General features: G+C 46.2%; 5 protein-coding genes. All 5 read right to left on the bottom strand.

Annotated features, from left to right (window positions below; all coding sequences use genetic code 11):
• The coding region (locus NZ952_04475) for a PD-(D/E)XK nuclease family protein (GenBank protein ID MCS7120440.1) at nucleotides 1–388 on the bottom strand (388 nt) is incomplete at its 3' end.
• A 92-nt stretch (nucleotides 389–480) separates the two neighbouring features.
• A complete protein-coding gene (gene cas2 / locus NZ952_04470; protein MCS7120439.1) occupies nucleotides 481–771 on the bottom strand; it encodes a CRISPR-associated endonuclease Cas2 in 291 nt (96 codons plus the stop codon).
• 7 nt (nucleotides 772–778) lie between these two features.
• Entirely contained in the window at nucleotides 779–1,813 is a 1,035-nt protein-coding gene (gene cas1 / locus NZ952_04465; protein MCS7120438.1) for a CRISPR-associated endonuclease Cas1, read from the bottom strand.
• A 22-nt stretch (nucleotides 1,814–1,835) separates the two neighbouring features.
• On the bottom strand, nucleotides 1,836–2,714 hold the full coding sequence (cas4a, locus tag NZ952_04460; protein ID MCS7120437.1) for a type I-A CRISPR-associated protein Cas4/Csa1: 879 nt from the start codon (nucleotides 2,712–2,714) through the stop codon (nucleotides 1,836–1,838).
• Between the two features lie 44 nt (nucleotides 2,715–2,758).
• Nucleotides 2,759–2,951 (bottom strand): hypothetical protein (locus NZ952_04455; GenBank protein MCS7120436.1); only part of this gene is annotated, 193 nt, incomplete at its 5' end.

Raw genomic sequence — 2,951 nt, 5'->3', positions numbered from 1 at the left:
GGTCCATGTAGGCTTTTCCCTTATTTGAGTTCATGTTCTTGTATTCGACTGGAACATATTCGCCTTTAGCTGTCTTTATTATGCAGTCAATTATGCCTTGAAGCTGCAGTCTTTTCGAGACGAGTGGTATGAATAGGAGTTTTTCGGCGCCGACGAATTCGGGTGAGTAGTAGATTGCATCTTTTCTCCTTAGCTCTTTGTGCACGTATTCCCTGTGTTGTTCTTGGCTTTCCTCCTGCTGGGAGCCGAGAATGGGTTGGGCGTGCAGAACGTGATCGAAGTACACTAGTCTTGGACAATAAATGTAATGCTTAACATCGGTAACTGAAATTAGCGGTTCAGCAATATCTGAAACTGGCAAACCTTGCCGTTTCTCAGCCTCACTCATTCCTTAACCTCTCACATAATTTTGGCGCATGTTTCAATGCTACATCTCTAACCAGCGAAAACAACATCATTTACTGCGTTCCCCATATTATGCTAAAAATATGCTACTTCCTCCTTCCTTTCCTCCATCTCGTATCTTTTAGATTTTCCCACCTCTTGCCGTCCCTTAAAGCATGTGTCGCAGACGGGGTAGAACTGCACGTTCTCAATTTGGTCTTCGATCAGGTTTTTCAGGTCTGTGAGTAGGCTGTTCAACTCGTGGCGGCGGAGGTCGCCTATGAAAGCGCTGTACTGGATACGCTGAAATCCGTAATCTTTCAGTATCTCGGCTACTAGGGTGCGGAGGTTATCGTCCGTGATGTCGTAGATGACTAAGTAGCGCATTCCATCTTCACCAGCCAAGTGTGAAGGGTTTGTAGTCGGACTCGTGTAGGAGAAAACGTGCTATGCGCCTTGCCTGATTATGCATGAAACCCTTGATTGTGCCTCTCTGCCCTTCGAACATCACTTCCATGTCCAGCCGCTCCTGGAGGCTCTTTAGCAGAGTTTTCACTACCTCCTTACTTAGGATCCTACCCTCCTCTCCGCCTTCCTCTGCGAAGATCTCTTCAGGCTTAATCATGCCCTTCGCCATCAAGGAGATAAGCGTCCTGTCCACAACCTGCTGGCGGAATTCCTCCATTAAATCTAGGACTAGCGACGGTTTGCCCGGCCTGTCAGCATGCAGGTAGCCAGCATAGAAGTCTAGCCCTGCATAGCACACTGCCTTCCAGATCTCTGAGAATAGTATTGTTTGGTATCCGAAGTTTAGCATAGCATTAAACGGGTCGCGTGCGCCCCTAGTCTCCCTGCCTTTAAAGCCTAGTTCTGGCGGAACAACTTGCTGGATACCGCCCCAGTAGGATCTAGCGGCCTCGGCCTCAAGATTCATTAAGTCCTGGCGTTTCTCATCAACGCTTGCCGCCATTAACTCATCAACTTTTGCTGCAACCTGCTCTATAGCCCTGCCAGCCTCGTAAAGGCTTTCGGAAAGTTTGGGGCTCGTCTGTCGCCTATTCTTCGCAAGCAGCTTAAGTAGATTAGCCTGGTTCACAAGTTTCCCAATCACGAACCTCTTAGCCAATATGAAACCTCTCTCATCATTATATGCCAAGAACTGTTCTCTACGCGCCCTGACCGAACCAGTCAAAGAAGACGGCATTAGAATTGCGTAGGGCCAGCCACCATGTCGAGCCAAGACCACCTGGATGTTGTTTTTAACTGCAAGGTTCAGGGCGCTGGATGAGAATGAGACGCCACTTGAGCAGCAAATGATAGATTCGACATCATCCGCAACGATCTCCTTCACCTCGCCCCCCTTCTTGATAACGAACCGATTCCTTTTTCTGCCAAGAAAGAGACCGAAATCGTCAAGAAAGATCTTCAAGGCCTTACCTCCAACTATTTGACTAACCATAGCATGCTTCGAAATACATGCAATCCTCCCTACACTGAGATCTATTCGGTAAGCCTGGATCTTTCCCCTCAGCCACAATCTCCAATTTCTTATCCCTCTCCTCTATCCACCACTGCCTCAACTCCTCCGATGCAAAGAAGAGATTCTTGTTGATGCTTATGCGACCGTTCCTGATATTGAGATACACTATGCAGCAGATATCCACAGGAACCTCATAAACACTCTCGAATACGATTGAGTAGCCTACAGGCGCTAGCCTATGCCAATCTTTCGGCTCATCATTAACCTTCAGGTCAAACATTATGGCATGCAGATAGTCATAGCAGTCTAGGCTAAGTATCCCACTCAACCCAAGAAGTTCACCCGAGATCTTATGCTCAACCAAAAACGGAAGAGCCGAAGATATTACATCATAGCTGGAGGCATAAGGCTGCCTACTAGACACCTCAGCAATCCTCGCCTCACAAAGCTTTGACACAAAATCCCAAACAATCCTTGACGGCTCATATACGTTCTCAGGCTTCTCTGGAATCTCATCCCAACGAATTTTCCTCCACCACTCCTCAAACGAAAACCGCCGCTGCTGAAGAAAAGAAAGAAGACAATCACTGACGACACCATGAAACATCTTACCTAAAGCCACGTTTATTGAAGGCTTCGGAGGAACTCCCTCAACATTATGGAGATAAACATCCCTGCCAATCGGACAATACTTAGAAGCAACAGCATACATAGGCAACCTCACCCCCTCATGATAGGGCTTTAACGGAGGCTGAAACCAGCTCCACCCCCTCAATTCCTGATTAACACCAACATCACGTGCAAGAGGAAGGAGCTGATGGAGCAAATACTTGCGCTCTAAATCAGACAAAAAGTAAACCATCGCAAAAACCTCGATTATCTTTATAAAGAAAATCACAAATAAATAATAATCGAACCATCACTACGAAACAAGACTAAAATCACCAAGAAATCACCAAAAAAGCAAAAATCAACTTCGGGTTCAAGAAGAAAAATCCCATAAAGGGAATTGAAAGCGTAATAGTTCCAATATCCCTCAAAAGTTTCACTTTCTTCCGGTTCAAGAAGAAAAATCCCATAAAGGGAA

It is taken from the genome of Candidatus Bathyarchaeota archaeon (assembly GCA_025059045.1).
Taxonomy (GTDB): Archaea; Thermoproteota; Bathyarchaeia; order Bathyarchaeales; family DTEX01; genus JANXEA01.
The sequence above is the reverse complement of the archived record's forward strand: the minus strand, read 5'-3'. Positions and strand labels throughout refer to the sequence as shown.

Coding starts and splice junctions, on each gene's coding strand:
- cas2 (MCS7120439.1), bottom strand. CDS start 771: ATGCGCTACTTAGTCATCTACGACATCACGGACGATAACCTCCGCACC.